Raw genomic sequence first — 21,961 nt, 5'->3', positions numbered from 1 at the left:
GCAAGTGTAGCATCCCGCCGCCAGGACACACCCCATCTTCAGCGAAGACCACGACCTCATCCGCGCCCAGCTCCGCCGCTTCGTCGACGTGCGGGTGCGCCCGCACGGCCCGAAGTGGGAGGAGGCGGGCTTCGTGCCGCGCGAGCTCGGCTTCCGCGCGCTACGCGTGCCCGAGGCGATCGCCCACTAGCTATTTCGGCGCCACCAGGAAAGGTCCCACCGCCGATATTGCGCACTCGGCGCCCCCGGCCTGGGCGCATCCGCGGATCGCATCGTCGATCGCCGTGCGTTCGCTCGACCGTCCGGAGACGATGCCGAGGCGGCCGTTGCGCGATACCGCGACGGCGCGCCAGTCGTCGGCGATCAGGTATCGATGCAGTGCCTCGCGCTGGGTATCGTCGAGGCCCGCGATGTCCTGCGGCACGAACACGTCGACGGCACGCATGCGCTGTGGCGTGCGCACGATCGCCTCGTTGTCGACGGCGTAGACGACGCAGGGGCGGCCCGTCAGGTGGCCGCAGATCTGCAGGTTGCGCCGGATCGAGTCGACCGCGGTCTCGCTGGGCGACCACCAGTCCACGCGGTTGCGTCCCAGGACGAGGGCCCGGCTGCGATCGGCTTTCAGGTAATGCTCGGCGAGAAGCCTGCGGGCATTGTCGTTGAGCAGCGGCGCGGTCGCCGGATCGAAGGGGATCGGCGGGTTCGGGCGGGTCGTCGGAATGAAGGGCGGCGGCGGCATGGCCGGCGCGCGGAACGACCAGACGACGTCATTGCCAACGGCGTACAACTGGCAGCGATCGAAGTCGCGGAGGATCGGGACCTCCTTCTGGACGATCTTGTTGCAATCGTCGAGCGCGACGCGCCGCGCGGTGGCGTCGTCGATCCGCCGCGTCGCGAAGCCGAAGAAGCCGCGCACGTTCAGCGCCAGCGCCTTGGAGCCCTCGGCACGGCCATAGTTTTCCAGGGTCCGGCGGCGGAAGTCGGGCACGAACGGCACGTCGGTGGGTGAGTAAAGCCGGGGCGGCGCCGGCGGAGGAGGCGGTGCCGGCGCTGCCGCCGGTGGCCGTGGTTCGGATGTCGCAGCCATCGCTGGCGCAGGTGCAGGAGCTTCGGCCGCCTGTGGCGTGACAACGGCAGGCGACGGCCCCTCGCGCAGGAACCAGGTCACCCCCGCCGCGGCGATGGCGAGGGCCGTGATCGCGCCGCCGACCAGGTAGAGGCGCGCCCGCGGAGCCGGCTTGGGAGCGGCCGCCGGTGGCGCAGGCTGGCCGTCCACGGTCAGGCGGTAGGCATGGATCGGGCGCGGGATGTTCTTGACGTGCTGCTCGCCGATATCCACTGCGCCCAGCATGAGCTTGCCGATGATCTGGTCGTAGACCGACGACGACACGCAGATGCCGCCGGTCGTTGCGATTGATTCCAGACGCACCGCGACATTGACGGCGTCGCCCATGAGATCGTCGCCGCTTTCGACGACATCGCCCAGATTGACGCCAATGCGCAGTTGGAGCTGGTCGTCCGCGCTGGCCGGCGCGTTGGCGGCGCGCATCGCCTCCTGGATCTCGAGCGCGGCGCGGACGGCCTCGACGGGACTGGCGAACTCCGCCAGCAGGCCGTCGCCGGTCAGCTTGAAGACGCGGCCGCGATGCTGGCGGATCAGGGTGCCGGCGGCATCCATGCGCGCGCCCAGCAGGGCGAGCGCATGCTCCTCGTCGCGCGCCGACATGGTGCTGAAGGCCACGACGTCGATGGCGAGGATGGTGGTGAGCCGCCGGACGGGGGTTGTATCGTTCATCGCTTTGAAAATCCGGCCCCGAGGCTACCACAGCAGGCAGCCGAGGACATGCTTGCGTGCCGGCTCATGCTCTGCGAAGACCGATGCCATGCAGTCCGAAAACCCACGCTACTGGGAAGATTACGACGTCGGCAAGAAGTACCCGCTGGGGTCCACGGCCTTCACCGAGCAGGAGATCGTCGAGTTCGCCAGGCTCTACGATCCCCAGAGCTTCCACCTCGACGCCGAAGCGGCCCGCGCTTCGATGTTCGGCGGTCTGATTGCCTCGGGATGGCACGTCACCTCCAAATTGATGCGGCTGTTCGTCGACAACTACATCGACACGCGCACGGCCCTGGGTTCCCCCGGCCTCGACGAGATCCGCTGGCTGAAACCGGTCCGGCCGGGCGACACGCTCACCGCCTGGGTCGAATGCGCGTCGAAAGTGCCTTCCAGGAGCCGGCCGGACCTCGGCATCATCCACGAGCATTGGGGGGCCACCAACCAGAAGGGCGAACTGGTGGTGACGGTGAAGGGCATCAACATGGTGCGGAGGCGGCCGGCATGAAGCGCGCGGTCAAGGGGCTCGACCATGTCGTGGTCATGGTCGACGGCATCGACGCGGCGGAGACGGCCTACCGACGCCTCGGCTTCCAGGTCCAGCCGCGCGGCTTCCACAAGAAGCTCGGGACCGCCAACCATCTGATGATCTTCGACGACGACTACTTCGAGATCCTGGGCATCGTCGAGGATACCGAGTTCAACGCCGAGCGCCGCGAATGGCTGAAAGGCGGCGGCGGGCTCGCCAACGTGGCGCTGGCGACCGATGGCGCCGACCTCGCCTTCGACGCCTTCAAGCAGGCCGGGCTGCGGCCCGACGCGCCCCTGTTCTTCGACCGGGCCGTCGAGGTCGCGGGCAAGATCGAGCACGCCAGGTTCCGCACCGTGCGCATCCCCAAGACCAACATGCCGGTGGTCGGTTTCTTCGTCTGCGAGCATCTGACGCCGGAATTCGTCTATCGCGGGGAGTGGGCGAAGCACCCCAACGGCGCGCGCGGCATCCTGGGCGTCACCGTGATTGCCGAGCAGCCCGCCAAGTGGGCGTCCGAACTCGAAAAGTATTTTGGCGCCGGGTCGACGATGCGCGACGGCGATGGGCTGGTGGCGAATACCGGCACGCAGCCGATCCGCTACCTCACACGCAAGGACTACATGGCGCGCTACTCTGGCGTGACGCCGGTCCGTCCGGGTGATCATCCAGCCCTGCTCACGGTGCGCGTCGACAGCCTTGCCGCCTGCGAGGCCCTGCTCGCCAGGAATGGCGTAAAGGTCGTGAAGCCCGGCGCTGGCCGGCTGATCGTGCCGCCCTCTGAGGCCGCACACCTGACCCTGGAATTCGCGGAGCGTTAGACTTCATGGCATTCGATCTCGCCGTTCGCGGCATCTACGGCTTCTCGACCTCCGAAAACCTCCGCTTCGCCGACGTCGATGCCAACGGCCATGTCAACAACGGGGCGTTCATCGAGCTGCTGGAGAACGCACGCGTATCCTATCTGCGCCAGATCGTGCGGACCGGGTTGCCGCGCTTTCGCCTGGTCATCGGCCGCATCGAGGCCGACTTCAAGCGCCAGATGTTCTACCCCGGCACAGCCACGGCCTGCGCGCGATTGATCGAAGCGCACGAGCGCAAGTGCGTCATCGGCCAGGGCCTGTTCGACGGCGACGGCAACTGCACCGCCGTCCAGCGTGTCATCATGGTGTCGTTGAACGAGGAGACCCATCGCAGCACGCCGTTCGAGCCGGCCGTGCGCGCCCTGCTCGACCGCCTCGCCGCCTCCCAGGATGGATTGTCGACATGACCGATACGCTTGTCCCTGAAGGCTTTCGCAAGCTCGACGTCCGCGACGAGTTCATCCAGCTCGCAGGTCCGCTCTGGTTCAAGGCCGAGGCCGATGGCCTTCGCATCGGCCTGCCGCTGGAAAGGAAGCACGGCAATCCGATGGGCTGGGCGCACGGCGGCCTGCTGGTCACCGTCGCGGACATGGTGATGGGCGTGGGCTCGGGGTTTTCGACGGGCATATTCTGGCCGCATCCCACCATCTCGCTCACCAGCGAGTTCGTGCGCGGCGCCAAGCTCGGTCAGTGGCTTGAAGGCAAGGCCCGCATCGCACGGCGCACGGTGAACTTCTGCTTCTGCACCTGCGATCTGATCTGCGGTGGCGAGATCGTCCTGGTGTCGTCCGGCGTGTTCAAGGTGCCCGATGCAGACAAGATCCCCGAACGTGCTCGCGCGGCCGCGCTGGCGCCGCCGTGGAAGGAATAGCTACTTCTTCTTCCGCCGATAGATCTTGTAGCGGTCGAAGTCCATGAGGTGCTCGTAGCCCTCGAAGGCGTCGGCGAAGACACGATTCTGCAGGAAATATTCGAGGTAGTCGAACTCCTTGCCCTGGCAGCGGGGGACACCGGCGATGCGATCCACCAGCAGCAGATCGGGATGTTCGCGCGCGAAGTCGTCGCTGACGGCGTCGAAGACATATTTCTCGGCGTCGCCCATCGTGTCGGGTGGATTGTAGAGCGCCGGGAAGTCGTCGCAGGTGGCATAGACGCCTTGCAGGATCCACAGACTCAGGAATCGCATGGTCATGCGACCCTCGAGATAGTTGACCATCGGCCAGATCGGATAGATGCCGGGCGACAGCACGAGAAACGTGCGGTTTGGCGCATTCTGCTCGAGTACGTGCTGTAGCCGTCCGCCAATCGAATCTTCGAACTGGCGCTGCTTGTAGAAGGGCGGCGTGTAGAGCGCGGCCTGAAAATAGAGCAGCACCATCAGGGTAGCCGAGATCACCGCCACCGGCAGGTGGTGTCCGCTGCGGCTGATCGGCAGGTAGCGGTCGACGGTCTGCGAGACGGTGAGGGCGGCCAGCATGATCGCGGCCGAGAGCGCCGGCAGCACGTGATATGGCCAGCCCTTGGCCTGGGCGATCGCCGAGATCGCGGCGCCGATACCGAACACGACGAGGACGCGGGCGGAAATGGTCTTGGTGAAGACGGTGGCGATGATGCCGAAGATCAGCAGCGCGATCAGGGTCGGAGCGAGGACGTTGCTGGTCAGAACGCCGTGCCAGCCCGAGTCGCCGATCGGGGCATAGGCCTCGATGGCCAGAGGCATGATGACCAGACCGAAGTCGGCAAAGATCGTGTACATCGACACGAGGTGCGCGACTGCCATCAGGCCGATCGACCAGGGGATGGGGTCGACCAGCGTCGTGCGCCAGCCCCGGCGGAACAGCAGGTAGAGTTCGACCGCGGCCGGAATGGCGAGATAGTGGGGCTTCATCGCCAGCGCCACACCGGCCACAAGGCCGATCGCGATGGCGGCGCCGCGGGCCAGCACCACGGCCTCGGCGCGGGCCATCGAGGCGATGAGGTAGGGCGCGCAGGCCACGAACATGATGTGTTCGCGCTGGCCGAAATGCTCGTTGGGCAGGACCGAGAACAGAAACAGCAGGACCGGCGGCAGCAGCGCCTCGGTCAGCGCATGGTCGGCCGAGGGAACGAGGCGGACCAGCCGCCGACAGGCCACGAACGAGGCGAAGATGCCGGCCACCACCCAGGCGGTGAACCAGAACGCGACGCTGCCCGGGAGCAGCTTGGCGGTCAGCACCGGCAGCGAGTGTACGACGAAAGTGAGCGGCAGGTTTTCGTCGATCACCTCGACATAGAGCTTTTCGCCGCCGACCCAGCGTGCCGAAACGTCGAGGATCGCGGCCACGTCATGGTTGATCGGCGGAAAGAAGTAGCCGGCGAGCCACAGCACGGGCAGCGCGAACAGCGGCACCAGCAGCAGCCGCTCGATGCGCGGCGAAATCGTGGGAGGTTTGATCGGGACTGTTGGCAAGGCAGGGCGAAGATATCATAAGCAGGCGGGAAGACGAGGCTTGCGGTGGTGGGCGGGGCGTGGATCGGGCCGAATATGAGCATATGCATGCGGTCGAGGATCGCATGTGGTGGTATCGCGGCCTCCGTGCATTGGCCGCCACGCTGCTCGTCCGCGCGCTGGCGCAATCGCCGGTCGCCGGCCGTGTGCTCGACGCGGGCTGCGGCACCGGCGGCATGTTGCGGGTGCTCGGGTCCGATGTTGCCGGCCGCGCCACCTTGGGGCTGGAGTACGACACCGTCGCCGCCGCCCTCGCCATGGCCAAGGCCGGTCGGCCGGTGGTGGCAGGCTCGGTCAACGAAATGCCGCTGGGCGCAGCCACCCTTGCTGCCTATGTCTCGCTCGACGTTCTCTGCCACGGCGGGGTCGACCCGGCGCGCGCCCTCGCCGAGGCCCGCCGTTGCCTCGGGCCTGGCGCATTTGCCGTCTTCAATCTGCCGGCCTATGGGTGGCTGTTGTCGGCGCACGACAGACGCGTGCACAATGTCCGGCGCTTTACCCGCGGTCAGGCGCACGCCTTGCTCAGGGAACACGGTTTCCGAGTCCTCAGATCCAGTTACTGGAATACGCTCTTGTTTCCCCTGATGCTGCTCCACCGTCTCGTCGAACGCGCCGATGCCGAAAGCGACGTGCGCGATTATCCGCGCTGGCTCGATGCGCTGTTCTCCGCCGCCCTGGCCGTCGAGCGGGCGGCGATCTCGGCCGGCCTCGGCCTGCCTTTCGGCGGTTCGCTGATCGTCGTGGCGGCGCGCGATGACTGATACCTCGGTACCGGCGCCGTCCCCAGCCCTGTCCGTCGTCGTTCCGGTGTACATGGGCGCCGCGACCGTGGGCGAACTGGTTGCTGCCCTGCGCGCGCTCGAGATCGAGGGCGGCCTCGAGATCGTGCTGGTGGTCGACGGCAGCCCGGACAACAGCCTCGACGTCTGCAAGGAGCTCGCCGTCCTGCCGGGAGCGCCGGTCACCGTCATGAGCCTCAGCCGCAATTTCGGCGAGCACAACGCGGTGATGGCGGGCCTTTCGCGCGCGCGCGGCGCTTTTGTCATCACCATGGACGACGACTTGCAGAACCCGCCCGCCGAGGTCAGGCGTCTGTTCGAGCATGCGCGCGACGGCAATTATGACGTGGTCTACACCTACTATGCCGAGAAGAAGCACGCCCCCTGGCGCAACTGGGGCAGCCGTTTCACCAACTGGTGCGCCGACCGGCTGATCGACAAGCCGCCCGGCCTCTATCTCTCGAGCTTCCGTTGCATCTCGGCCTTCGTCCGCGAGCGCGTGGTGGCGAGCTACGAGGGGCCCTTCCCCTATGTCGACGGGCTGGTCTTCCAGGTGACCCAGAACGTCAGCCGCCTGCAAGTCCATCACCTGCCGCGCAACGAGGGGCGGTCCAACTACACGTTGCGCCGGCTGCTCCGGCTGTGGCTGGCGATGTTCCTCAATTTCTCGGTGATGCCGCTCAGACTCGCCACCCTGTTCGGCCTGGCGTTCGGTGCGATCGGGGCCGTGGGCGCGATCTTCACCATCGTCGAGGCCTTCATTTCCGACAAGCCGCCGCAGGGTTGGGCCTCGATGATGGTGGCGGTGCTGGTGCTGGCGGGCGTGCAGCTCGTCGTGATCGGCATGATCGGCGAATATCTCGGCAGCATGTTCCTGGCGGTCAACCGCAAGCCCCAGTACCTCGTGCGCGAGGTTTTTCGCCGCAGCGCGGCGGGCCTCGAAATCGAGCGGCCAAAGGCCGACACCCCGGAAGGCGGTCAGCCCCACCGTGCGCCTTCCGAACGGAGTCCTGAACCATGATGATCTACTACGTGGCTCTGGGAATCGGCATTGTGGCGGGCATCGGCGGGCAGATGCTGCTGAAGGCCGGTGCCGATGCGCCGGATTTCATCAGTCAGCTCATGCGGCCCTCGACGATCTGCGGCCTGGCGCTCTATGGCTCGGCGGCGTTCCTCTACATCGTGGCGCTGCGCAAGATCCCGGTGTCGGTGGCTTTTCCCAGTGTGTCGCTGTCCTACGCGCTGGTGGCGGTTCTCGGCCACTTCCTGTTCGGCGAGCCGTTTGGCCTGAAGCAGATCGGCGGCATCGCCCTCATCATGGCCGGCGTCTTGCTGATCAATCAGACCTGAGGGAAAGACCGTGGATTACGAGCAGATCAAGTACGAGACCAGGGACGGCATCCTCACCATCACGCTCAACCGGCCGGACAAGCTCAACGCCTTCACCGGCCGGATGCTGTCGGAGCTGCTGGACGCGATGGACCGTTCCGACCGCGACGACGACGTGCGCGCGGTGGTCTTCACCGGCGCCGGCCGCGGCTTCTGCGCCGGCGCCGATCTGTCGGGCGGCGCCAACACCTTCAACGCCGAGAATCGCGGGCCGGTCGATCCCGGCCTCGACGGCCATCGCGACGGCGGCGGGTTGTTCACGCTCCGCGCCTATGAATCGCTGAAGCCCACCATTGCTGCCTGCAACGGTCCGGCGGTTGGTGTCGGCGTCACGATGCAACTCGCGATGGATATCCGCCTCGCCTCCGAGGCGGCGCGTTACGGCTTCGTCTTCACCCGTCGCGCCATTGTCATGGAGGCCTGCTCGAGCTGGTTCCTGCCGCGCCTGGTCGGGCCGCAGCAGGCGCTGGAGTGGGTCATGACCGGCCGCGTATTCCCGGCCGAGGAGGCGCTGGCCGGCCGCCTCGTGCGGTCGATCCACAAGCCCGAAGCCCTGCTGCCGGCGGCCTATGCGCTGGCGCGCGAGATCGCCGACAATACCGCGCCGGTCGCTGTCGCGCTCAACCGCCACATGATCTGGAAGATGCTGGGTGCCGACCATCCGATGGAGGCGCACAAAGTCGATTCGAAGGGCATCTACGCCCGCGGCAAGTCGGCGGACGTGAAGGAGGGCGTGGTGGCTTTCCTGGAGAAACGTTCTGCGAAATTCCCCATGAAGGTGAGCGACGGCATGCCGTCCTATTTCCCCTGGTGGAAGGAACGTTCGTTCAAGTAAGCGCGGTTGCTCGACTGGGAGGCTTGCGGCAATCTCCGCCCCAAGAACGAATATCCGGAGGAAGTGATGATCAAGCTGCAGATGAGGCGCCGTGCGATACTGGCGGCGGCTCCGGCGCTGGTGGCCGCGCCCTATGTCGCGCGCGCCCAGGGCAAGCCCGAGAAGACCAAGGTCGTGCTCGCGGTGGGCGGCAAGTCCGCCCTCTATTACCTGTCGCTTACCGTCGCGGAGCGGAAGGGCTTCTTCAAGGAAGCCGGACTCGATGTCGAGATCAACGACTTCCAGGGTGGCGCCAAGTCGCTGCAGGCCCTGATGGGCGGCAGCGCCGACGTGGTGGCCGGCGCCTACGAACACACGATTCGCATGCAGCAGCGCGGCCAGCCGATCATCGGCTTCGCCCTGATCGGCCGCGGCATGCAGCTCGCCATCGGCCTGCGCACGGAGGTCGCCGCCAAGGTCAAGGGACCGGCTGACGTCAAGGGCATGAAGTTCGGCGTCACCGCGCCGGGCTCGCAGACCAACATGTTGGTGAACTACTGGGCCGCCAAGGGCGGCCTGAAGGCCACAGATATCGTGGCGATCGGCGTCGGCGCAGGCGCATCGGTGGTGGCCGCGGTCGAGAAGGGCGAGGTCGACGGCATCTCGCAGGCCGATCCGGCGCTCACCATCCTCCAGGAAAAGAAGCTCATCAAGATCATGCTCGACACGCGCACCATGAAGGGTAACCAGGAGCTGTTCGGCGGTGCCTTTCCGGCTGCCTGTCTTTATGCGCAACCCGATCTTCTCAAGAAGACCCCCAACACGGCGCAGGCGCTGGCGACGGCGATCGTGCGCGCCAACGAATGGCTGCAGAAGGCGACGCCGGCCGAAGTCGCGAGTTCGGTGCCCGAGGGTTACCTGCTGGGCGATCGCGCGGTTTACGAGAAGTCGTTCGTCGGCGTACGCGAGACGATCTCGCCGGACGGCCTGATGCCGGCAGGCGCCATGGAGAATGCCCTGAAGTTCCTCGTCGACGGCGATCCCAAGATCGCGGCCGACGCCGGCAAGATCAAGCTCGCGGACACCTGGACCAACGAGTTCGCGCAGCGCGCCGGCAAGCGCAGCTAGCCCGGCGTGTCCATGAACGGCGTGCCGGCCCTCGCGCTGGCTGACATCACTTGCCGCTTCGCCGCCCGCGATGGGCGAAGCGATGCCTATACGGCGGTCGCCAATGCCACGCTCGAAGTCGCCAAGGGCGAGTTCGTGTCCGTGGTCGGCCCGACCGGCTGCGGCAAGTCGACCCTGCTCAACGTGGCGGCGGGCCTGCTTGAACCCTCGTCGGGAACGGTCGAGGTCTTCGGCGAGCGCCTGCTGTCGACCGAGGGGGTCAATCGTCGCGCCGGTTACATGTTCCAGGCCGATGCGCTGATGCCCTGGCGATCGGGCATCGACAACGTCATCGCCGGTCTCGAGTTTCGCGGCGTGGCGCGCGCCGAGGCACTGGTGCAAGGCGAGGCGTGGCTGCGCCGGGTCGGGCTCGCGGGCTTCGGCGATCGCTATCCGCACCAGATGTCCGGTGGCATGAGGAAGCGGCTGGCGCTGGCCCAGACCCTGATCCTCAGCCCCGACATCCTGCTGATGGACGAACCGTTCTCGGCGCTCGACGTGCAGACCCGGCAGCTCATGGAGAACGAACTGCTGGCGCTGTGGGCCGAGGACCGCAAGTCGGTGCTGTTCATCACCCACGACCTCGAGGAGGCGATCGCGCTGTCCGACCGCGTCGTGGTGCTGTCGGCGGGACCGGCGACGCGGCCAATCGGCGATTTCAGGGTCGACCTGCCCAGGCCGCGTGACGTCTCGGAGATCCGCATGACACCCGCCTTCGCCAAGCTCCATCGCGAGATCTGGGGCGCCATGCGGGAAGAAGTGCTGAAGGCCTATGAAGCGCAGAAGGTCCTCTGACATGCGGCTGCGTACCCTGCAGATCCTGGTGCTCGTTCTGTTGATTGCCGCCTGGTACCTGTTGACGGCGCCCGGCTTGATCCCGCCGTTCTATTTCGAGCAGGCCAACCGCGCCGCCTTCTTCTTCGGCGAGCCGCAGAAGGTGTTCTGGGTCATCGTCGAGTGGTTCGTCTCGGGCGAAATCTTCATCCACCTCGCCGTCACGCTGCTGGAGACGGCGCTCGGCTTCTCGATCGGGGCGATCTTCGGGCTTGGCATCGGACTGTGGCTGGCGCTGTCACCGACCGCATCGGCGGTGATGGATCCCTATATCAAGGGCTTCAATTCGATGCCGCGTGTCGTGCTGGCGCCGATCTTCGCGGTGTGGTTCGGGCTCGGCATCTGGTCGAAGGTGGCGCTGGGCGTCACGCTCGTCTTCTTCGTGGTGTTCTTCAATGTCTACCAGGGCGTGCGCGAGGTCAGTCCCAACCTGATCGCCAGCGCCCGCATGCTGGGCGCCTCGCGCCGCCAGCTGCTGCGCTCGATCTACCTGCCGGCGGCCATGAGCTGGGTGTTCGCCAGCCTGCACAATGCCGTGGGCCTTGCCTTCGTGGGCGCCGTGGTCGGCGAATACCTGGGCTCGGCGCGCGGCGTCGGCTATCTCATCCTGCAGGCCGAGGGCACCTTCGACATCAACACCGTGTTCGCCGGCATCCTCGTGCTGACGGCCTTCGCGCTGGCGCTCGACACCGCCGTCGGCGCCGTCGAGCGCCGCCTGATGACCTGGCAGCCGCGGGCCGGTGAGACCGAGAAGGTCTAGCGGTTACTTGCCCGTGAACCTTGCCGCGCGCTTCTCGAGGAAGTGGGCGACGCCCTCCTTGAAGTCGGCGGTCTGGAAGGAGAGATCCATCTCGTGGTTGGCCTGTACCGTGGCTTCGGCCAGGGTCTGGAACTCCGCCTCCCAAAGCTGGCGTTTCATCACCGCCACCGAACGCGGCGAGACCGTGTTGGCAAGCAGCGTGGCATAGGCCCGCGTTTCCGCTAGCAGCTTGTCGTCGGCGATGACCCGGCTCACCAGTCCCAGCGCCAGCGCCTCGGGGGCGCGGAACTTGCGGGCCGAGCACAGCAGATCCATCGCCGCCGGCAGGCCGATCAGGCGGGGCAGCAGCCAGCTCACGCCGTGCTCGGCGATCAGGCCGCGCTGGGCGAATGCGGTCGTGAATACCGCCGATTCGGAGGCGAAGCGCAGGTCGGCGTAGAGCGGGATGACGAGGCCAAGTCCGGCGCACGGGCCGTTGATGGCGGCAATGATGAATTTCGGGATCGATGGAAAGTACGAGTAGTTCATCTTGAACTCGGCCAGCGTGCTGCCGCCGGGCAGGCCCTCCTGTGCCTTGCTCGACCGGTCCGTGGCGGCGCCGGCGCCGATCGCCTGCAGGCCACCCATGTCGGCACCGGCGCAGAAGCCGCGTCCCGCGCCGGTCAGGATGATGGCCCGGACGTCGGGATCGGCGCCGGCCGTATGCATGGCGTCCTTGAGGTCGAGATGCATCTGGCGGGTCCAGGCGTTCAGCCTGTCCGGCCGGTTCAGCGTGATGGTGCAGATGCGCTCGGCGACGTCATAGAGAATGGTTTCGTAGGCCATCGCCGGGTCTCCTCCTGTGCATTTTTGTTGCTCGCATGATGGGCAAAACTCAGCGACGATACAAATGCGACAAACCGCTACAAATGGCACCAGCCTGCAACAAATGGCACCCGATTGAACGGCCGCTTGCCGGCGCGTTCGATTAGGATCGCCGTGCGGTCCGGCGTTCTCCCCAGACGGGAAGCTTGACCGGAAGCAGACGATCTCGTGGTATCGTTGCAGTAGCTGAGAAGAAACCGTCGCCGAGGTAGGAAATGGCCAAGAGAGAATTCGCCCACCCCAACGAGATGCATAAGTTCGTCGGCCAGGAGATCGGGGTGAGCGACTGGGTCGAGGTCTCGCAGGATCGGATCAATCGCTTTGCCGACGCGACCGGCGACCATCAATGGATCCATGTCGACGTTGAGCGGGCCAAGAAGGACATGCCGGGCGGCAAGACGATCGCCCACGGCTTCCTGACGCTGTCGTTGATCCCGATGCTCAATCACCAGATTTCGCACATCAACAACGTCCGCAACGGCATCAACTACGGCTGCAACAAGGTGCGCTTCACCAGCCCGGTGCCGGCGGGATCGCGGGTGCGCGCCCGGGCCAAGCTGATCGCGGCCGATCCGATGGACAAGGGCGGGGTACGCCTCACCAACCAGGTTACGATCGAGGTCGAGGGCCAGGAGCGCCCGGCCTGCATCGCCGAGACCATGTCAATCGTGTACGGCGCCTGAGAATGTGCGCTGCGCGTAGCCGGGCGTAAGGGGGAGCTGACTTGCTGACACGCGAGGAACTGAGCTCCGAACGCATCGATCAGATCGTCGCCGACGCCCGAAAGGCCGGCTACGATTTCTTCCTGACATCGGAGGAGCGCGAGGCAAGTCTCAAGAAGGCGTTGCAGCGCTACAAGCCGGGCGAAGAAGCGTGGGTGTTCGCCTACGGCTCGCTGATGTGGAATCCGGCGCTTGAGTACGCCGAAGCCCTTCCTTCCAGCGTCGAAGGCTGGCGCCGTTCCTTCTGCTTCTGGACGCCACTCGGCCGTGGCACGCCTGAATTGCCCGGGCTGATGCTGGCGCTCGAAGGCGGCGGTTCCTGCGAGGGCATCGCCTATCGCCTGGCGCCGCATCAGGTCCGCAGCGAACTGGCGATCCTGTGGAACCGCGAAATGCTGTCGGGCGTCTACCAGGCGCGCTGGGTGCCGACCAGGCTGCGCGACGGGCGCGTCGTGACGGCGGTCACCTTCGTGGTCGACACCGCCCATTGCCAGTATTGCGGCGACCTGCCGATCGAGCGCGCCGCCCATCACATCGCCTTCGCCGAGGGGCGGCGCGGCGCCTGCCGCGACTATCTCACCAATACCGCCGAGCATGCGCGTTCGCTCGGCATCCATGATCCCTACATCGAGGAACTCGTCCACCGGGTCGCAGATCTGCGTGGCGAGCCTGTCGTTCACGCGGTGCCGCCCGACACCGAGGCGGTCGGCGAGGCCTAGGTCGCGGACCGGACGTCGCTGCGGCGTCGGCAAGGTGCTTCACTGCAGAGGCTGTGACATAGTCGCGACGTGTCCGCTCTCGTCGCCCGTTGGCTCGCGCTGCCGCCCAATCTGCGCGGCATCCTCTGGGTCGCCCTGTCGGGGCTGCTGTTCGCGCTGCTGAACGTCTTCACGCTGATTCCGGCGCAGCATCTAAATCCCTTCGTCATGGCGTTCCTGCGCTACTTCTTCGGCGCACTGATCCTGCTGCCCGTCGTGTTCCGCCTCGGCCTCTACCGGTCGCTTCACACCAATCGCCTCGGCCTGCACGTTTCGCGCGGCGCCATCCATACCGCCGGCATGATGCTGTGGTTCGTGGCGCTCCCGCTCACGACCCTGGCCGAGATCACGGCGCTCGGTTTCACGGGACCGATCTTCGTCACCATCGGTGCGGCGCTGTTCCTGGCCGAGGACGTGCGCCTCAGGCGCTGGATCGCCGTCATCGTGGGTTTCGCCGGCGCCATGATCATCATTCGGCCGGGCTTCGGCGAGATTCACCTCGGTGTCATCTGCATCCTGGTCTCGACGCCGATCTTCTCGGCCTCGAACCTGATTTCCAAGGCGCTGGCCCGCACCGACTCGGCCAACACCATCGTGATCTGGCAGAACATCGTGATCGTGATCTGTGCCGCGCCGGTGGCCATCTGGTTCTGGCAGACGCCGGGCTGGGTCGACCTCTTGTGGTTCGTGGCGGCAGGCCTCGCCGGCACGCTCGGCCATGTCTGCCAGCAACGCGGCTATCAACTGGCCGACATCACCCTGCTGCAGCCCATCGGCTTCCTGTCGCTGATCTGGAATACGCTGCTGGGCTATTTCCTGTTCTTCCAGCAGCCCGATGTCTGGACCTTCGTCGGTGCGGCGGTGATCTTCGCCAGCGCGCTCTACATCTCGCACCGCGAGGCGGTGCGTCGGGCCAGGATCAAGAGCACCCCGTCGCAGCCTGCGCCCTGACGAGGCCGGGCCGCTTCTCGATCAGCCGCCCGTCACGCTCATGTGGCGGGGGACGGCGGGGCCGGTGTGGCGGCGATCGATGATGAAGTCATGGCCCTTGGGCTTGCGCGCGATCGCCGCGGTGATCGCCTGGTCGAGGATCTCGTCGCTCTCGGAGGCCCGCAACGGGCCGCGCAGGTCGGCAGCGTCTTCCTGGCCGAGGCACATGTAGAGCGTGCCGGTGCAGGTGAGACGGACGCGGTTGCAGCTTTCGCAGAAATTGTGGGTGAGCGGCGTGATGAAGCCCAGCCGCCCGCCGGTCTCCTCGACCTTGAAGTAACGGGCGGGCCCGCCGGTGTGGTAGTCGGTCTCGCTCAACGTGAAGTGCTTGGCGATCTCGGTTCGCGCCAGCGACAGCGGCAGATACTGGTCGAGCCGGGCGTCGGCGCCGATCTCGCCCATCGGCATGACTTCGATCAGGACCAGGTCCATGCCCCGGCCATGGCTGAAGCGGATCAACTCGTCGAATTTCATGTCGTTCACGCCGCGCAAGGCCACGGCGTTGATCTTGACGTGAAGGCCGGCCTGCTGGGCGGCGTCGAGGCCGCGCATTACCTGGTCGAGATCGCCCCAGCGCGTCAATTCGCGGAACTTGGCGGGATCGAGCGTGTCCATCGAGACGTTCACGCGGCGCACGCCGATGGCGGCCAGTTCCTTGGCGTACTTCGCGAGCTGGCTGCCGTTGGTGGTGAGCGTCAGCTCTTCCAGCGCGCCACTGTCGAGATGGCGGCCGAGGCCGCGGAACAGCGACATCACGTTCTTGCGCACCAGCGGCTCGCCGCCGGTCAGGCGCAGCTTCTTCACGCCACGGCGCACGAAGGCGCCGCACAGCCGCTCCAGCTCCTCGAGCGACAGCACTTCCGCCTTGGGCAGGAAGGTCATGTCCTCGGCCATGCAGTAGACGCAGCGGAAATCGCAGCGGTCCGTCACGGAGACGCGGAGGTAGGAAATATGGCGGCCAAACGGGTCGATCATGACGTCCAGATAATGGTGTTGCAGGCCTCTTACGGCAAGAGCCGCAGGAGGGCGTCGACGGTGTCGGCTTCAGCGGCAGGCTTATCCCTACGGATACGATGGATACGGGGAAAACGCAGGGCCAGGCCAGATTTGTGGCGGCTGGACCGGGCGATGCCGTCGAAAGCCACTTCCAGCACCAGCTCCTGCGTCACCTCGCGCACCGGGCCGAAGCGGTTCGTCGTGTGGTCGCGCACCCACTTGTCGAGCCAGCGCAGCTCCTCGTCGGTGAAGCCGAAGTAGGCCTTGCCGACCGGCGCCAACGCGCGCTTGCCCTCGGCGCCGTCCCGCCAGCAGCCGAAGGTGAAGTCGGAATAGAAAGAGCTCCTCTTGCCGTGGCCACGCTGGGCATACATCAGCACGCAGTCGGCCAACATGGGATCGCGCTTCCACTTGAACCATGGCCCTTTGGGCCGGCCGGCGAGGTAGCCGCTGTCGGCACGCTTCAGCATCAGCCCCTCGATGCCGTCGCTCTTCATGGCTTCCCGCAGCTCGGAGAGATGGGCCCAGTCCTGGAAGGTCACGAGCGGCGAGAGGTCGAAGCGGGCCCGTGGCGCGAGCGCCATCCAGGCTTCGAGGCGGGCGCGGCGTTGGTCGAAGGGCAGGCCACGCAGATCTTCGCCTTCGAGTTGGAGTACGTCGTAGAGCCTGACGTGGGCCGGATGTTCCTTCAGCATCTTCGGTGTCACGCTCTTGCGGTTGAGGCGCTGCTGCAGGTCGTTGAACGGCGCCACGGCCTCCTCGCGGCGGACCAGCAACTCGCCGTCGAACACGCCCTCGAAATCGATCGCCTCGACGATGTCGGGAAAGGAGCTGGAGATGTCTTCGCCCGCGCGGCTATAGAGCCGCGTCACGCCGCCCGAGGCCGCGACCTGGACGCGAATGCCGTCCCATTTCCATTCGGCACGGAAGTGTGCCGGGTCGAGCGTGTCGAGTTCGGTGCGGTCGATGGGATTGGCCAGCATCGGCGGCAGGAAGGCGCCGCCGGCGTTGCTGCTGGGCCGGGGCGCGCCCTGCAAGAGCCAATCGAACAGCGGCCGGTAGGGCGGCGTGAGGCCGTGCCAGATCTCCCCCACGGCGTCGACCGGTTGGTTGCCGATGTTGGCGGCCGCCTGCTTGGCGAGGCGAGCCGATACACCTACCCGCAATGCGCCCGTGAGCAGTTTCAGCAGCGCCCAACGGCCGGTCGAATCGAGCGCGTCCAGCCAGCGCTTCAGGATCGCCGGTGTCTGGGTCTTGGTGGCGCGCTGCAAAGTCTCCACGACTTCGCCCAGGCTGGGCGGCGGTCCAGCGGCGGGATTGGTCCCCCAGATCAGCGCCAGCGTCTCGGCGAGATCGCCGACATAGTCGTAGGAGAGGGCAAACAGCTCGTGCCCGATCTTGTCCTGGCCGAAGCCGCGCAGCAGCGCCGGCTTGGCGGCGGGAAAGTCGAGCCCGCCGGTCAGCGCCGCCAGGGCCCAGCCGCGGTCCGGATCCGGGACCGCGCGCAGATAGGTCTCGATCAGCCGGAGCTTGGCGTTGCGCGCCGATTCGAAGGAAAGCGAATCGAGAAGCTGGGCAAAGGTCTGCACGGCTCAGGCGCCTTCTTCCTCGCGACCGGCAAGATGCAGCGCCTCGGCATCGATGCCGATCGAGCGCGCATAGTGGACCAGCGCTTCCTCGCGACCGTGCGTCACCCAGACCTTGGGCGCACCCACGTCCTTCAGGGTCTGCGTCAGTTCTGGCCAGTCGGCGTGGTCGGAGATCACCAGCGGCAGTTCTGCGCCGCGCTGGCGGGCGCGGGCGCGCACGCCCATCCAGCCCGAGCATATGGCGGCGACCGGATCGGCGAAGCGCCGGGACCAGCGGTCGGTCATGGCCGAGGGCGGGCAGAGTACGATGGCGCCCTTGAAGGTTTCGAGGATGGCGTCGGAGACGGGCGCCACGTCGCCGAGATCGATTCCGTGGTCCTGGTAGAGCTTGCAGAGGGACAGCAGGCCACCGTGCAGCCAGATGCGCCGGTCATAGCCGGCGGCCCGCAGGAGTTTGATCACGCGCTGGCATTTGCCGAGCGCATAGACGCCCACCAGATGCGTGCGCTCGGGGAAGGTGGCGACCGAGCGCAACAGCTTGCCGATCTCGCCGGCATCGGAGGGATGGTGGAAGACGGGCAGGGCGAAGGTGGCCTCGGTGATGAAGACGTCGCACGGCACCGGCTCGAAAGGCGGACAGGTCGGGTCGGCGCGGCGCTTGAAATCGCCCGAGACCACGGTGCGCTGCCCCTTGAATGTCAGCACTGCTTGCGCTGACCCCAGGATATGACCGGCGGGCGCCAGGCGAACGTCGACCTCGCCGAGACGGACGGTTTCGCCATAGGCCAGCGGCTGTTGCGTGGTGTTCGGCATATCCTCGAAGCGGGCGCGCATGATGGCGAGCGTTTCGGACGTGGCCAGCGCGGCGCGATGGCCGGGACGGGCATGGTCGCCGTGGCCATGGGTGATCACGGCGCGCGCCACCGCCACGGCGGGGTCGACATAGAAGTCGCCAGGTTCGCAGTAGAGGCCGCGCGGCGTCGGATAGAGCCAGCTACGGGGATTTAGGGTGTCGGTTGCCATCGGGACGGGTGCATCTTACCCAAGAGATATGGTTCTTCCCGATCTGTTTGCACGCTGGTTCGAAAGCCGCGGCTGGGCGCCCCGGCCGCATCAGCTTGCCCTGGTCGATCTCGCGGCTGAGGGCAAGAGCGCGCTGCTGATTGCACCGACCGGCGGCGGCAAGACCCTGGCGGGCTTCCTGCCGTCGCTGATCGAGCTCACGGAGCGTCGCCGCAAGGGCGAGGATCTGGCTCACGCCAAGGGCAAGGGCGAGCTGCATACTCTCTACATCTCGCCGCTCAAGGCGCTGGCGACCGATATCAAGCGCAACCTCGAGACGCCGATCGCCGAGATGAAACTGCCGGTGCGGGCCGAGAGCCGGACCGGCGACACGCCGCAGAGCCGCCGCCTGCGCCAGCGCGAGCGGCCGCCGGATCTGCTGATGACGACGCCGGAGTCGCTGGCGCTGCTGCTGAGCTACCTCGACGCGGCGAAATTCTTCGCCAGCCTGAAATGCGTGATCATCGACGAGCTGCACGCCTTCGCCACGACCAAGCGCGGACATCACCTGGCGCTTTGTCTGGCACGGGTGGCGGCGCTGGCACCGCAGGCGCGATTCGTCGGCCTCTCGGCCACGGTGGCGGATCCGCCGGCGCTGGCCGACTACCTGCGGCTGCGCGACGAACCGGTCGAAATCGTGCGGGGCGAGCCGGGAGCCCAACCGGTGGTGACGATCATCGACGCCCACGAGCGCATCCCCTGGGGCGGCCACATGGGTCGGCACGCGGTACCCGAAATCTACAACATCATCCGCCACCACAAGACCTCGATCATCTTCGTCAACACCCGTGCCCAGGCCGAACTCGCCTTCGATGGGCTGTGGCGGATCAACGAGGACAATCTGCCGATCGGGCTGCATCACGGGTCGCTCGCCGTCGAGCAGCGCCGCAAGGTCGAGGCGGCGATGGCCGCAGGCAAGCTCCGCGCCGTGGTGGCGACGTCGTCGCTCGACCTCGGCATCGACTGGGGCAATGTCGATCTCGTGATCCAGATGGGTGCGCCCAAGGGCGTGAGCCGCCTGATGCAGAGGATCGGCCGCGCCAACCACCGGCTGGATGAGCCCAGCCGCGCCATGATCGCGCCGGCCAACCGCTTCGAGGTGCTGGAGTCCCTGGCGGCCCTCGAAGCCGTCGAGGCGCGCGAGCTGGACGGCGACCCGCCGCGGCCACCCTGTCTCGACGTGCTGGCGCAACACATCGTGGGCACGGCGTGCGCCCAGCCGATCGACCGCGAGGCTTTCTTCCATGAGGTGCGCCGCGCCCAGCCGTACCGCGACCTGCCGCGCCAGGACTACGACGATACCTTCGATTTCGTGGCCACGGGCGGCTACGCACTGGCGGCCTACGACCGCTGGCACCGGTTGAAGGCGATGCCCGGTGGGCGCTGGATGCTGGCCTCGCCGCTGGTGGCGCGGCAGTTCCGCATGAATGTCGGCACCATCGTCGAACTGCCGCTTCTGAAAGTGAAGCTGCGGCGTGGGCCGGTGCTGGGCGAGGTCGAGGAGGCGTTCATCCAGGGGCTGGTGCCGGGCGACACTTTCACCTTCGCCGGCCGGTTGTTGCGCTTCGAGGGCGTGAAGGAGCTGATGGCGCAATGCTCGCTGGCAACGGGCGGCGATCCCAAGGTGCCGGCCTACGGTGGCGGCCGCCTGCCGCTCTCGACATTCCTGGCCGACCGCGTCCGCGGCATCCTGCAGGACCCCTCGCGGCACCCCAAGTTGCCGGCCGAGGTGCGCCAGTGGCTCGATATCCAGCGCTGGCGCTCGGGTCTGCCCCAGGCCGACCGATTGCTGATCGAGGGATTCCCGAGGGGCGGCAAGCAGTTCATCGTGGCCTATTGCTTCGAAGGCCGGAACGCGCATCAGACCCTGGGCATGCTGCTGACGCGGCGCATGGAGCGCATGGGGCTAAGACCGCTGGGGTTCGTCGCCACCGACTATGTGCTCGGCCTCTGGGGGCTGCGGCCGCCCACGAAGGCGCAGCTCGACCAGCTGTTCGACGAGGACATGCTGGGCGACGATCTCGAGGCATGGATGGACGAATCGACCATGCTGCGGCGTTCCTTCCGCAACGTCGCGGTGATCGCGGGCCTGATCGAGCGGCGCTTTCCCGGCGAGGAAAAGTCGCGCCGCCAGGTCACCTTCAGCTCGGACCTGATCTACGACACGCTGCGCCAGCACGAGCCCGGCCATATCCTGCTGCGCGCCACGCGCCAGGACGCGGCCTGGCAGCTCGCCGACCTGAAGCGGCTGGGCGAACTCCTGAGGCGCGCCAAGGGGCGGATCGACTACCGGCGGCTCGATCGCATCTCGCCGTTGGCGGTGCCGGTACTGCTGGAGATTGGGCGCGAGCGAGTGCTGGACGGCACGGCTGACGACGAGCTCCTGGATATGGCGGCGCAGGAATTGATCGATGAAGCGACCCACCTGGCGTAGTCTCGCCGGCAGGGGCAGAGGAAACGCATGAGCATTGCTGACAGTTTGAAGCAGGCCGTCGAGGCCGGCGACGTACCGGGTGTGGCCGCGATGGCCGCGACCGCCAATGGGAAGATCTTCGAGGGCGCGGCGGGCGCGCTGAAATCCGACAGCGTGATCTGGATCGCCTCGATGACCAAGGCGATCACCGGCGCCGCCGCCATGCAAATGGTCGAGCAGGGCAAATTCGGCCTGGACACGCCGGCCGCCGAAATCCTGCCCGAGATCGCGCGGAAAGAAGTGCTGGTGAGCGTCGGCGCCGACGGCACGGTGAAGACACGGCCGGCCAAAAAGCCGATCACGCTGCGTCATCTGCTGACCCACACCTCCGGCATGGGCTACGACACTTGGGACGCCGACATCTTCCGCTATGTCCAGGCCAAGGGCCCGCTAAAACCCAACTCGATGGAGATGCTGAGCACGCCGCTGTTGGCCGAGCCGGGTGAGCGCTGGGAATACTCGATCTCGATCGACTGGGCCGGCCTGATGGTCGAGGCGGCGAGCGGCATGAAGCTCGACCGCTACATGAAGGAAAATCTGTTCGATCCGCTTCGGATGCCCGACACCGGTTTCAGGATCGGACCCGCGATGCGGCCGCGCAAGGCGGCCGTGCATGTCAGGAAAGATGTCGGCGGCTTCACCGCCACGGACCACGAACTCAACCAGGCTCCTGAAGTGCTGATGGGCGGTGGTGCGCTCTATTCAACGGTCGGCGACTATCTCCGTTTCACCCGCATGATCCTGGGCCAAGGTGAGCTGGAGGGCGTGCGGGTGCTGAAACCCGAGACGGTGGCGCTGATGTCGAAGAACGCCATGGGCGAGGTTTCCTGCCGGCCGCTCAAGAGCCAGATCCCCGGCCGCAGCACCGACATGAACTTCGTCGACGGCATGAAGTGGGGCCTCTCCTTCATGATCAACCCGCAAGACTTCCCCGGCCGCCGCGCCGCGGGGAGCCTGTCGTGGGGCGGACTCGCCAACAGCTATTACTGGATCGATCCGGTAAAGAAAGTCACGGGCGTATGGGCAACGCAGCTGTTGCCGTTCTACGAC

The 21,961-nt window shown here is 66.7% G+C and carries 23 protein-coding genes; 17 read left to right on the top strand and 6 right to left on the bottom strand.

The features are described 5' to 3' along the window. The first annotated feature begins 34 nt into the window (after positions 1–34). Complete coding sequence (locus tag EPO55_RS20010) at positions 35–190, top strand: acyl-CoA dehydrogenase family protein (protein WP_296338976.1); 156 nt, start codon at positions 35–37, stop codon at positions 188–190. Here EPO55_RS20010 and EPO55_RS20005 read toward each other — a convergent pair whose 3' ends face one another. Further along, on the bottom strand, positions 191–1,795 hold the full coding sequence (locus tag EPO55_RS20005) for an adenylate/guanylate cyclase domain-containing protein (RefSeq protein WP_296338956.1): 1,605 nt from the start codon (positions 1,793–1,795) through the stop codon (positions 191–193). 88 nt (positions 1,796–1,883) lie between these two features. Between EPO55_RS20005 and EPO55_RS20000 the strand changes: the two genes are divergently transcribed. Genes EPO55_RS20000 through EPO55_RS19985 form a run of 4 tightly spaced genes read left to right on the top strand, consistent with a single transcriptional unit; the run spans position 1,884 to position 4,097 of the window. Next, positions 1,884–2,342 carry a MaoC family dehydratase gene (locus EPO55_RS20000; protein ID WP_296338955.1) on the top strand — a complete coding sequence of 153 codons (459 nt, stop codon included), beginning with the start codon at positions 1,884–1,886 and terminating at the stop codon, positions 2,340–2,342. Beyond that, positions 2,339–3,184 carry a VOC family protein gene (locus tag EPO55_RS19995; RefSeq protein WP_296338954.1) on the top strand — a complete coding sequence of 282 codons (846 nt, stop codon included), beginning with the start codon at positions 2,339–2,341 and terminating at the stop codon, positions 3,182–3,184. The genes EPO55_RS20000 and EPO55_RS19995 overlap by 4 nt, the downstream gene beginning before the upstream one ends. Positions 3,185–3,189: 5 nt before the next feature. Beyond that, the gene (locus tag EPO55_RS19990; protein WP_296338952.1) at positions 3,190–3,633 is read left to right on the top strand and encodes a thioesterase family protein; all 444 of its coding nucleotides are present in this window, start codon (positions 3,190–3,192) and stop codon (positions 3,631–3,633) included. Continuing rightward, complete coding sequence (locus EPO55_RS19985) at positions 3,630–4,097, top strand: PaaI family thioesterase (RefSeq protein ID WP_296338951.1); 468 nt, start codon at positions 3,630–3,632, stop codon at positions 4,095–4,097. Before EPO55_RS19990 ends, EPO55_RS19985 begins: the two co-directional genes overlap by 4 nt. Here the strand turns inward: EPO55_RS19985 and EPO55_RS19980 are convergent, their stop codons facing one another. Continuing rightward, positions 4,098–5,675, bottom strand: a complete 1,578-nt coding sequence (locus EPO55_RS19980; RefSeq protein ID WP_296338949.1) for a hypothetical protein — start codon at positions 5,673–5,675, stop codon at positions 4,098–4,100. It lies immediately after the preceding gene. A gap of 59 nt (positions 5,676–5,734) precedes the next feature. On the opposite strand from EPO55_RS19980, the gene EPO55_RS19975 reads away from it, so the two are divergent. From EPO55_RS19975 to EPO55_RS19945, 7 genes are all read left to right on the top strand, one after another. Next, entirely contained in the window at positions 5,735–6,475 is a 741-nt protein-coding gene (locus tag EPO55_RS19975) for a methyltransferase domain-containing protein (protein WP_296338948.1), read from the top strand. Then, on the top strand, positions 6,468–7,514 hold the full coding sequence (locus EPO55_RS19970) for a glycosyltransferase family 2 protein (protein WP_296338947.1): 1,047 nt from the start codon (positions 6,468–6,470) through the stop codon (positions 7,512–7,514). Before EPO55_RS19975 ends, EPO55_RS19970 begins: the two co-directional genes overlap by 8 nt. Next, a complete protein-coding gene (locus EPO55_RS19965) occupies positions 7,511–7,843 on the top strand; it encodes an SMR family transporter (RefSeq protein WP_296338946.1) in 333 nt (110 codons plus the stop codon). Before EPO55_RS19970 ends, EPO55_RS19965 begins: the two co-directional genes overlap by 4 nt. 10 nt (positions 7,844–7,853) lie before the next feature. Continuing rightward, positions 7,854–8,717 (top strand): crotonase/enoyl-CoA hydratase family protein, encoded by an 864-nt coding sequence (locus tag EPO55_RS19960; protein WP_296338945.1) that lies wholly within the window; start codon positions 7,854–7,856, stop codon positions 8,715–8,717. 66 nt (positions 8,718–8,783) lie between these two features. Then, the gene (locus EPO55_RS19955; protein WP_296338944.1) at positions 8,784–9,824 is read left to right on the top strand and encodes an ABC transporter substrate-binding protein; all 1,041 of its coding nucleotides are present in this window, start codon (positions 8,784–8,786) and stop codon (positions 9,822–9,824) included. Positions 9,825–9,836: 12 nt separating this feature from the next. Then, positions 9,837–10,658, top strand: coding sequence for an ABC transporter ATP-binding protein (locus tag EPO55_RS19950; RefSeq protein ID WP_296338942.1), 822 nt, complete (start codon positions 9,837–9,839; stop codon positions 10,656–10,658). 1 nt (position 10,659) lies between these two features. Then, positions 10,660–11,457 carry an ABC transporter permease gene (locus tag EPO55_RS19945; protein ID WP_296338941.1) on the top strand — a complete coding sequence of 266 codons (798 nt, stop codon included), beginning with the start codon at positions 10,660–10,662 and terminating at the stop codon, positions 11,455–11,457. Positions 11,458–11,460: 3 nt separating this feature from the next. On the opposite strand, the gene EPO55_RS19940 is transcribed toward EPO55_RS19945, so the two are convergent. Next, complete coding sequence (locus EPO55_RS19940) at positions 11,461–12,282, bottom strand: enoyl-CoA hydratase (RefSeq protein ID WP_296338939.1); 822 nt, start codon at positions 12,280–12,282, stop codon at positions 11,461–11,463. Positions 12,283–12,536: 254 nt separating this feature from the next. Here EPO55_RS19940 and EPO55_RS19935 point away from each other — a divergent pair, with 254 nt between their 5' ends. From EPO55_RS19935 to EPO55_RS19925, 3 genes are all read left to right on the top strand, one after another. Then, positions 12,537–13,004: a MaoC family dehydratase gene (locus EPO55_RS19935; RefSeq protein ID WP_296338938.1), complete on the top strand. Its 468-nt coding sequence runs from the start codon at positions 12,537–12,539 to the stop codon at positions 13,002–13,004. A gap of 41 nt (positions 13,005–13,045) precedes the next feature. Further along, a complete protein-coding gene (locus EPO55_RS19930; protein WP_296338937.1) occupies positions 13,046–13,762 on the top strand; it encodes a gamma-glutamylcyclotransferase in 717 nt (238 codons plus the stop codon). 69 nt (positions 13,763–13,831) lie between these two features. Then, positions 13,832–14,752 carry a DMT family transporter gene (locus tag EPO55_RS19925; protein ID WP_296338935.1) on the top strand — a complete coding sequence of 307 codons (921 nt, stop codon included), beginning with the start codon at positions 13,832–13,834 and terminating at the stop codon, positions 14,750–14,752. 21 nt (positions 14,753–14,773) lie between these two features. Here the strand turns inward: EPO55_RS19925 and moaA are convergent, their stop codons facing one another. Genes moaA through EPO55_RS19910 form a run of 3 tightly spaced genes read right to left on the bottom strand, consistent with a single transcriptional unit; the run spans position 14,774 to position 18,399 of the window. After that, on the bottom strand, positions 14,774–15,766 hold the full coding sequence (gene moaA, locus EPO55_RS19920) for a GTP 3',8-cyclase MoaA (RefSeq protein ID WP_296338934.1): 993 nt from the start codon (positions 15,764–15,766) through the stop codon (positions 14,774–14,776). Between the two features lie 29 nt (positions 15,767–15,795). Further along, positions 15,796–17,376 carry a cisplatin damage response ATP-dependent DNA ligase gene (locus EPO55_RS19915; RefSeq protein ID WP_296338933.1) on the bottom strand — a complete coding sequence of 527 codons (1,581 nt, stop codon included), beginning with the start codon at positions 17,374–17,376 and terminating at the stop codon, positions 15,796–15,798. Positions 17,377–17,379: 3 nt separating this feature from the next. Then, positions 17,380–18,399, bottom strand: a complete 1,020-nt coding sequence (locus EPO55_RS19910) for a ligase-associated DNA damage response exonuclease (RefSeq protein ID WP_296338932.1) — start codon at positions 18,397–18,399, stop codon at positions 17,380–17,382. Positions 18,400–18,427: 28 nt separating this feature from the next. Between EPO55_RS19910 and EPO55_RS19905 the strand changes: the two genes are divergently transcribed. Both EPO55_RS19905 and EPO55_RS19900 read left to right on the top strand, forming a co-directional pair. Next, complete coding sequence (locus tag EPO55_RS19905) at positions 18,428–20,872, top strand: ligase-associated DNA damage response DEXH box helicase (RefSeq protein ID WP_296338930.1); 2,445 nt, start codon at positions 18,428–18,430, stop codon at positions 20,870–20,872. 27 nt (positions 20,873–20,899) lie between these two features. Then, a partial coding sequence (locus EPO55_RS19900) for a serine hydrolase domain-containing protein (protein WP_296338929.1) occupies positions 20,900–21,961 on the top strand: 1,062 nt, incomplete at its 3' end.

It is taken from the genome of Reyranella sp. (assembly GCF_004296935.1).
Taxonomy (GTDB): Bacteria; Pseudomonadota; Alphaproteobacteria; order Reyranellales; family Reyranellaceae; genus Reyranella.
The sequence above is the reverse complement of the archived record's forward strand: the minus strand, read 5'-3'. Positions and strand labels throughout refer to the sequence as shown.

Coding starts and splice junctions, on each gene's coding strand:
- EPO55_RS19950 (WP_296338942.1), top strand. CDS start 9,837: ATGAACGGCGTGCCGGCCCTCGCGCTGGCTGACATCACTTGCCGCTTC.
- EPO55_RS19990 (WP_296338952.1), top strand. CDS start 3,190: ATGGCATTCGATCTCGCCGTTCGCGGCATCTACGGCTTCTCGACCTCC.
- EPO55_RS19905 (WP_296338930.1), top strand. CDS start 18,428: ATGGTTCTTCCCGATCTGTTTGCACGCTGGTTCGAAAGCCGCGGCTGG.
- EPO55_RS19970 (WP_296338947.1), top strand. CDS start 6,468: ATGACTGATACCTCGGTACCGGCGCCGTCCCCAGCCCTGTCCGTCGTC.
- EPO55_RS19995 (WP_296338954.1), top strand. CDS start 2,339: ATGAAGCGCGCGGTCAAGGGGCTCGACCATGTCGTGGTCATGGTCGAC.
- EPO55_RS19935 (WP_296338938.1), top strand. CDS start 12,537: ATGGCCAAGAGAGAATTCGCCCACCCCAACGAGATGCATAAGTTCGTC.
- EPO55_RS20000 (WP_296338955.1), top strand. CDS start 1,884: ATGCAGTCCGAAAACCCACGCTACTGGGAAGATTACGACGTCGGCAAG.
- EPO55_RS19910 (WP_296338932.1), bottom strand. CDS start 18,399: ATGGCAACCGACACCCTAAATCCCCGTAGCTGGCTCTATCCGACGCCG.
- moaA (WP_296338934.1), bottom strand. CDS start 15,766: ATGATCGACCCGTTTGGCCGCCATATTTCCTACCTCCGCGTCTCCGTG.
- EPO55_RS19955 (WP_296338944.1), top strand. CDS start 8,784: ATGATCAAGCTGCAGATGAGGCGCCGTGCGATACTGGCGGCGGCTCCG.
- EPO55_RS19985 (WP_296338951.1), top strand. CDS start 3,630: ATGACCGATACGCTTGTCCCTGAAGGCTTTCGCAAGCTCGACGTCCGC.
- EPO55_RS19945 (WP_296338941.1), top strand. CDS start 10,660: ATGCGGCTGCGTACCCTGCAGATCCTGGTGCTCGTTCTGTTGATTGCC.
- EPO55_RS19940 (WP_296338939.1), bottom strand. CDS start 12,282: ATGGCCTACGAAACCATTCTCTATGACGTCGCCGAGCGCATCTGCACC.
- EPO55_RS19965 (WP_296338946.1), top strand. CDS start 7,511: ATGATGATCTACTACGTGGCTCTGGGAATCGGCATTGTGGCGGGCATC.
- EPO55_RS20005 (WP_296338956.1), bottom strand. CDS start 1,795: ATGAACGATACAACCCCCGTCCGGCGGCTCACCACCATCCTCGCCATC.